Annotated in this window: 4 protein-coding genes; 3 read left to right on the top strand and 1 reads right to left on the bottom strand. The window is 72.2% G+C overall.

Annotated features, from left to right (window positions below; genetic code table 11):
- Positions 1-155: 155 nt before the first annotated feature.
- Positions 156-2,642: a GH116 family glycosyl-hydrolase gene (locus DW309_RS01995; RefSeq protein WP_168387137.1), complete on the top strand. Its 2,487-nt coding sequence runs from the start codon at positions 156-158 to the stop codon at positions 2,640-2,642.
- A gap of 51 nt (positions 2,643-2,693) precedes the next feature.
- Here the strand turns inward: DW309_RS01995 and DW309_RS01990 are convergent, their stop codons facing one another.
- The gene (locus tag DW309_RS01990) at positions 2,694-3,827 is read right to left on the bottom strand and encodes a glycoside hydrolase family 172 protein (RefSeq protein WP_136044401.1); all 1,134 of its coding nucleotides are present in this window, start codon (positions 3,825-3,827) and stop codon (positions 2,694-2,696) included.
- A gap of 102 nt (positions 3,828-3,929) precedes the next feature.
- On the opposite strand from DW309_RS01990, the gene DW309_RS01985 reads away from it, so the two are divergent.
- Together DW309_RS01985 and DW309_RS01980 are read left to right on the top strand one after the other, a co-directional pair.
- A complete protein-coding gene (locus tag DW309_RS01985) occupies positions 3,930-4,916 on the top strand; it encodes a LacI family DNA-binding transcriptional regulator (RefSeq protein WP_136044400.1) in 987 nt (328 codons plus the stop codon).
- Positions 4,917-5,038: 122 nt separating this feature from the next.
- Positions 5,039-5,714: FGGY family carbohydrate kinase (locus DW309_RS01980; RefSeq protein WP_240753096.1), on the top strand; the 676-nt coding region annotated here is incomplete at its 3' end.

Here is a 5,714-nt window from a genome sequence, read left to right as displayed (position 1 = left end):
GCATGGCTCGGGCTCACCTGGTTCGGCGGGCTGCTGCTGCTCGCGGCACCCCTGCTCGTGCTGCTGTCCGTCGCCGCGGCCTGGCCGGTCGCCGCGGCATCCGGAGTGGCGCTGCCGCCGCTCGTCCCCGGCCGTCGACCCGCACGAGGAGAATCATGACCGACCGCCTGTCCCCGTCCCGTCCCCACACCGAGGCCCCCGCGCTCGCGATGCCCGTGGGTGGCATCGGCACCGGCGGCTTCGCGGTGAACGCCGACGGGTCGCTGCGCCAGTGGCAGCTGCAGGGCATGCCGAACCACCTGGGCGCTCTCCCCGGCACCGGGTTCTGGCTGCGGGTCACGCAGGTCGAGCCGCCGCTCAACGTCATCTCGATGGTGCAGGGCACCCCGGTCCCGGATCCGCAGGCGTCGCTCACGACCGACGGCTTCGTGCCCGAGTGGATGACCGCGGCGGCCGAGAGGTTCAGCACGTTCGAGAGCGCCGCGTTCCGGGGCACGTACCCGGTGGCCGAGGTCGAGCTGACCGATCCGCGGCATCCGGTCGAGGTGCGCATGCGCGTGCTCAACCCGATGGCCCCGCGCGACGTCGAGTTCAGCTCGATCCCGACCGGGATGTTCGAGTTCACGCTCACCAACACCGGCTCGATCGGGGTGCACGGCACGCTCGCGGGGTCGCTGCTCAACGCGATCGGGTGGGACGGCATCACGCCCATCGCCGACAGCACTCCGGGGCTGGGCGGCAACGTCAACCGCCTGCGCCGCGGCAGGGGCTGGTCGCGCGTGGTCATGGACAACCCGAGCCTGGACGAGAGCGACCGCCTGGCCGGGCAGCTCGTGCTCGCCGCCGACGACGAGACAGCGGCCGTGCTCACGCGGTGCAGCGGTCTGGAGCACCTCGACGCGTTCCTGCGCTCCCGCGCCGGCAACGACGGCCGCTCCCGCCTGGCGCTCGCGCCCACCATCGGCGATCCGCAGCTCAACGCCCCGCAGGGCGGAACCGGGGCCAGCCCGCAGGGGCGGTCGTGGCTCGGGGTGGTCGGCGTGCCCTTCGCCCTCGCCCCCGGCGCCTCGCGCACGATCCGTTTCTCGATCTCGTGGCACCTGCCCAACCGGTTCGTCGACATCGAGCAGTTCGGGGCGCCGCACCCGGAGTGGGGAGCGTCCACCTTCTACCTCGGCAACGCGTACGGCCGGCGCTACCTCGACGCGCTCGACGTGCAGGCCACGGTCGAGCGCCGGTGGGACGAGCTCGTCGAGCGCACGCTCCGGTGGACAGGCACCCTCGCGGGGTCGAGCCTCGACGCGCAGGAGGTCGAGCACCTGGCCGCCCAGGCCGCGTACGTGCGCAGCCCCACGTGCTTCATCGGCGCTGACGGCCGGTTCTACGGCTACGAGGGCTCGCTCGGCGACTCGACCTGGATGTGGTCGGGCGTCTTCGGCGGCTCCTGCCCGCTCAACTGCACGCACGTGTGGCAGTACGAGGCTGCGCTCGCCGGGCTGTGGCCGAGCCTGGAGCGGAACATGCGCGACACCGAGTTCGACGTGATGCAGGCGGCCGACGGGTCGATCCCGCACCGCTTGCGCGTGCCCACGTATCTGCACCAGATGACGGACGAGTTCATCGGCGGACCGGAGGAGCCCGCGCTCGACGGCATGCTCGCCACGATCCTCAAGTCGCTGCGCGACGTGCAGCGCGGGGCGGGATCGGAGTGGCTCGAACGCCGCTGGCCGCAGCTCGTGCGCCTGTACACGCACATCCGGGAGAAGTGGGACGCGGACGGTGATGGCGTGCTGCGCGGCATCCAGCCCAGCACGCACGACATCGACCTTGCCGGGGTCAACCCGTTCATGGGCACGCTGTGGCTCGCGGCGCTGCGGGCGTACGAGGAGCTCGCGCGGCGGGTGGGCGACACCGAGGCCGGGGCGGAGGCGGCCGAGAGGTTCCGCTCCGGCTCGGCGGGGTACGACGAGCTGCTGTTCGACGGCACCCACTACATCCAGGTGCTCGACGAGGGCGACCCGGAGGACTTCCAGTGGCGCACGGGTGTGCTGTCCGACCAGGTGATCGGGCAGTGGTGGGCGCATCAGCTCGGGCTCGGGCCGATCCTGCCGCCCGAGCACGTGCGCAGCGCCCTCCGGCACGTGGTCGCCTCGAATCTGCGGCACGGCTTCGCGGACTTCGCGCACCCGTACCGCGTCTATGCCGACACGGCCGACGACGTCGGGCTGCTGATGTGCACGTGGCCCGAGGGCGGACGACCCGAGGTGCCCACGCGCTACGCCGACGAGGTGTGGACGGGCATCGAGTGGCAGGTCGCGGCGCACTGCTTCTTCGAGGGGCTGGAGGAGGAGGGTCGTGCGGTGCTCGAAGGACTGTGGGACCGGCACGACGGCCGCCGCCGCAACCCCTACAACGAGATCGAGTGCGGCGATCACTACGCCAGGGCCATGGCGGGGTGGACGCTGCTGCAGGCGCGCTCCGGCGTGCGCGTGGACGAGGGGACGGGCGAGCTGCACGTCGGCGCCGAGGGCCGCTGGCCGTGGGTGAGCGCGGCGGGCTACGGCACCGTCACCGTGGGTGAGCAGGTGGAGGTCGACGTGGTGGAGGGCGACTGCCCGTTCACCGTGGTGCGCGCCGACTGAACGCCCCGAAGGGCGCCCGCGGGAAGCGGGCGCCCTTCGTCGTGCTCGGTGTCAGCCCTGCGGCGGGCGCGACGGGGAGGCGCCGATGTCGGGCACGGCCGCGCTGCCCAGGTGCACCTCCAGGTCGTCGGCGCTCGGTGTGCGCGGGCGGCGCGCGGTCGGCCGGTCGAGGTAGAACAGCGCGGTGGAGGCGATGTCGTCCCGCAGCGGCAGGTATCGCCATCCGCTGCGCCAGCCGAGCGCCTGGATGTCGACCCGCGGGATGCCGGTGGCGAAGTGGATCGGGTCGAGCACGTGCCAGCGGTACATGCCGAAGCGCTGCTGTGACACGTAGAGGCCGTCGGGCCGGATCACCTGCGGCATCCCGAGGTACGGCGTGGAGAAGGCGGTGTAGCCCTGGCCGGGGACGTCGAAGTTCCACGCGCCGCCGAAGTAGTCTTCGGTGCCGGTGCCGCAGATCGTGGGGTGGTCGGTGTCGTCGTCGAGGTAGAACTTGATCTCGCCCTCACCCCACCAGCCGTTGGAGTTCACGCCCCACGCGATGTAGGTGCCGACGTACTGCCCCTGCCCCTCGATGCCCTCCAGCAGGACGTGCGGGGTGCGGTCCTCCAGCGGGTTCGAGCGCCGCCACTGCGCGTGGAAGTAGGCGTCGTCGGAGTGATCGCCCCCGACCTCGTAGGTCACCTGGTAGTAGACGCGCACGTCGACGGTCGACGTGTTCTCGAGCGTGAGCCGGGCGCCGCCGCGGAACGGCATCGGCCAGTAGGAGTTGAAGCCGCCGTGCGGGTTCGCGGCGATGGTCTGCGAGTTCACCTGCGCGAACACGCCCCATCCGTTGCAGAAGAAGTCGCCGTAGGGCACCTCGACCGCGGGTTCCGCGGCGCCGTCCCAGTACGCGCGCAGCAGCAGGGTGCGCCAGTTGTCGGTGTGGGTGGTGATCCAGATGTGGGTGATCTTGCCCGGACCGTCGATCGCGGCGAGCTCGAAGGTCTCTCCGGCCGGGATGTCGACGCTGGGGGAGATCTTCCAGCCGGGGCCGAGGTCGCGCGCGCTCGCCGCACCGGTGCCCTCGGTGGCGCGGCCGCCGCCGCCCGGCGAGCCGTCGAAGTTCTCGGGCGAGATGGACCGGGTCTGCACGGTGCGCAGCGCTGCGAGCGTGGACAGAGAGGAGGGGGCAGGCGTCATGGCCGCCAATGTAATCGATTTCAGATCGATGCACCAGAGACCTCGCGAGCGCGCGATACTGTTGCTTCACGTCCGGGGTCACCGGACAGGCAGTGAGGGTGCATGGCCACGATCTACGACGTCGCGGAGCTCGCGGGCGTCTCGCCCGCGACGGTCTCCCGCGTGTTCAACGGCACGAGCGTCTCGGAGGAGAAGGTGGCCGCGGTGCGTGAGGCCGCCGCCCAGCTGCACTTCACGCCGAACCGCGCGGCCCGCACCCTGCGCACCCAGAGCTCCGAGGTCATCGCGCTCGTCATCCCCGACATCGAGAACCCGTACTTCACCGAGATGGCGCGCGGCGTGGAAGACGTCGCCTCCGAGGCCGGGTACTCGGTGGTGCTGTGCAACTCCGACGCCCAGCTGGAGAAGGAGGCCACGTACCTGCGCATCGCGATCGCCGAGCACATGTCGGGCGTCATCATCGCGACCGCCGACGAGCACAGCGACCTGGGCGGCATCCTCGCCACCGGGCGACCCGTCGTCGCGGTCGACCGCAGCACCACGTACGACATCGACGGCGTGGTGATGGCCAACCGGGCCGCCGGCACCTCCGCCACGCAAGACCTCATCGCCGCGGGCTACCGTCGCATCGCCTACATCGGCGGGCCCGAACACATCGACACCGCGGCCGAGCGCGCGGCCGGCTGGCGCTCCGCGCTCTCCGCCGCAGAGCCCGACCTCGACCTGGACGAGCTCGTGCGCTTCGCGACGTTCCGGGTCGACGGCGGCCGCGCGGCCATGGAGGAGCTGCTGGCGCTGCCCGAGCCGCCCGATGCGGTGGTCGCGGGCAACAACCTCATCGGGGTCGGCGCCCTGCAGGTGCTCACCGAGCGGGGGCTCACGCCGCCCGCGGTCGGGGTCGCGGTGATCGGATCGCTGCCCTTCACCACGCTCTCGCCCACGGCGGTCACCGTCGTCCGGCTCCCGGCGCGGCACATGGGGGTCACGGCGGCGCGCATGCTGCTGGAGCGGATCAAGGGCGACACCCAGCCCGCGCGCACGGTGGTGCTGCGCAACGAGGTGCAGTCCGCGAGCACGCCCCGCGCCTGACGCCCCTGCGGACGGGCGGGCTCTGCCGGGGAAACGCCCACGCATCGGCTTGCGGCTTGAAATCGATTTCGCTTACCATGGCGAAAGGTCGGATCACCGGCCGCCCTGCGTCGAGGAGGACCATGCGCTGCACCATCGGTGTCGACATCGGCACGTCCAGCAGCAAGGGCGTGCTCGTCGACGAGGCGGGGACGATCCTCGCGACCGCGACGCGCGCGCACGAGGTGAGCCGCCCCCGCACCGGCTGGGTCGAGATGGACGGCGACGTCTGGTGGGACGAGTTCGTCGGCCTGGCCCGTGAGCTCCTGGCCGCAGTGCCGGAAGCCGAGGTGGCCGGGGTCGGCGTCAGCGGCATGGGTCCCTGCATCCTGCTCGCCGACGAGCACGACCACCCCGTCCGTCCCGCCATCCTCTACGGCGTCGACACCCGCTCCACCGCGCAGATCGCACGGATGACCGCGGAGCTGGGCGACGAAGACATCACCCGCGTGGGCGGCTCGACGCTCACGTCGCAGGCCGGCGGCCCCAAGATCGCCTGGGTCGCCGACGAGGAACCGGCGGCGTGGTCGCGCGCCCGCCGCCTCTACATGCCCGCGTCCTGGCTCGCCCGCAGGCTGACCGGCGCCTACGTGCTCGACCACCAGTCCGCCAGTCAGGTGTCGCCCCTGTACGACATCGAGCACGAGCGCTGGCACGAGCCGTGGTGGCAGCGCTACGCGGGCACGATCGAGGCCCCGGAGCTGCGGTGGGCGGGCGACGTCGCGGGCACCGTGACCGACGCGGCCGCCGCCGCCACCG

This window comes from Microbacterium sp. K41, assembly GCF_004794395.1.
Taxonomy (GTDB): Bacteria; Actinomycetota; Actinomycetes; order Actinomycetales; family Microbacteriaceae; genus Microbacterium; species Microbacterium sufflavum.
This window is presented reverse-complemented; position numbering and strand designations above follow the sequence as displayed.

What these genes read in the sequence shown, in the direction of transcription:
- DW309_RS01985 (WP_136044400.1), top strand. Translation starts at nt 3,930, where the DNA reads ATGGCCACGATCTACGACGTCGCGGAGCTCGCGGGCGTCTCGCCCGCG.
- DW309_RS01990 (WP_136044401.1), bottom strand. Translation starts at nt 3,827, where the DNA reads ATGACGCCTGCCCCCTCCTCTCTGTCCACGCTCGCAGCGCTGCGCACC.
- DW309_RS01995 (WP_168387137.1), top strand. Translation starts at nt 156, where the DNA reads ATGACCGACCGCCTGTCCCCGTCCCGTCCCCACACCGAGGCCCCCGCG.